The organism is Actinoplanes sp. NPDC048791 (genome assembly GCF_040650095.1).
Classification (GTDB): Bacteria; Actinomycetota; Actinomycetes; order Mycobacteriales; family Micromonosporaceae; genus Actinoplanes.
Genome location: NZ_JBEZGQ010001418.1, coordinates 1 through 1,717, shown reverse-complemented (window position 1 = coordinate 1,717; position 1,717 = coordinate 1). Strand labels below are relative to the sequence as shown.

Sequence of the window (1,717 nt, the reverse complement as noted above, 5' to 3'; positions counted from 1 at the left end):
GCGAGCGGCTCGGCGACCTCGGCCAGCAGGTCGAACTCCGGGCCGGTGGCGGCCAGCAGGGCGACGGCCTCGGCGGCGACGGCCGGGCCCAGCCGCTCGACGTGCCCGCGGGTGAAGGCCCGGGCGACCAGCGACCGCAACCGGGTGTGCACCGGCGGCTCGTTCTCCTTCATGTGGTTGCGGTGCAGCAGGTTGAACGGCTCGTAGACCGCTGCGGGCTCGCGGTCGCGCCAGAACCGGCCGAGGCGGCGGTCGCGCAGCACACCCTCGACGGCGGCATGCCCGGCGGCCAGCCACCGGCCGGTCGGGGCGTGCCAGCTCACCGGCGCCTGCTCGCGCAGCCGGGCGAGCCGCGGGTACGGGTCGCGCACGAACCCGGGATCGGTGAAGTCGACGTCCACCCCCGCACGGTAGCGGTCCGGGATGGCTCATTCAGGATGGTTGGGCGTGCGCCGGCCGACGGCGAACGGTGACGTCACTTCCCGGTACGCCACGTGCAGCACCATCCCCTGCCGGGCGTGCGGCAGGTTGTGGCAGTGGTCGAGCCAGATCCCGGGGTTGTCGGCCCGGAACGCCACCTGCCACACCTCCCCGGGCAGCACGTCGAACGTGTCCAGCCACAGCGGACTGCCGCTCACCGGCCGCCCGTTGCGGGACAGCACCAGCACGTGGTGGCCGTGCAGGTGCATGGGGTGGCTGTCGGTGCCGCGGTTGACCACGGTGGTGCGTACGGCATCACCCTCATCCACCATCAGCGGCGTGATGTCCGGGTAGACGTCGCCGTTGACCGTGTACGCGTACCCGGGCACCCCGTCCAGGAACCGGATCAGCCGGTCCAGCACCAGCGTGTAGTCCTTGTCGTAGCGGCCGAACGGTCCGGGGGCGGGCGTGCCGTAGCGGGTGATGTCCAGCTCGGTCCCGTCCGGGTGCGGGGGTGCCGCACCGGCGCCCAGCAGCAGCCCGTCGGACTCCCGCCCGTCCACCATGACGTGCACAGCCCCCGCGGGCATGGTGAACAGCACGTCGTAGCGGCCACCGGCGGGCAGCCGCAACGTGGTCTCGGCCGTCAGCGCGGCCGGACCGTTGAGGTCCTGGCCGTCGATCGCCCCCACGGTGTACGGCGTCCCGCTGACCGCCACCCGGTGCGCGTTGTTGTCGGTGTTGATCAGCCGCAGCCGGACCGGCCGGCCCGCGGGCACGTCACGGGTCTCCCGCCGGTCCGATCCGCCGAGGACCGTCACGCCACCGTCGAAGCGGTGCACGGGCAGGACGAGATCCGTCTCCGCCGGCCGGGCCCCGGCGGGGTCCACCACCAGGGCGCCGTAGAGCCCTCTGCGGACGGCCGTGCTGGACAGCTCGTGCGAGTGGTACCAGTAGGTGCCGGCGTCCTCGGCCACGAACCGGTAGGTGAACGTGCCGCCGGGCGGGACCGCGTCCTGGGTGACCCCGGCGACGCCGTCCTCGCCGGCCGGCACGTCGTAGCCGTGCCAGTGCAGGGTGACCCCGGTGTCCGGCAGCTCGTTGCGCAGGATCACCTCGACGAGATCACCCTGGGTCACCCGCAGTTCGGGGCCCGGCAGCGAGCCGTTGAAGGTCCAGGCGTCCACGGTCGTTCCGGAGGGCAGGGCGACCGTCGCGGCGCGGGCGGTCAGCGTGAAGGTGCGGGTCGGCGGGCGGGCCGGGCCCCGTAGGCCGGCGACGGACACGCCGGGCCCGG

The 1,717-nt window shown here is 74.0% G+C and carries 1 protein-coding gene and 1 pseudogene; both read right to left on the bottom strand.

The genetic code is table 11. The features are described from left to right. Nucleotides 1-401, bottom strand: a pseudogene (locus AB0C29_RS46980) (cytochrome P450); the annotation flags it as partial. A gap of 27 nt (nt 402-428) precedes the next feature. Beyond that, on the bottom strand, nt 429-1,717 hold a 1,289-nt coding region (locus AB0C29_RS46975; protein WP_360834683.1), incomplete at its 5' end, for a multicopper oxidase family protein.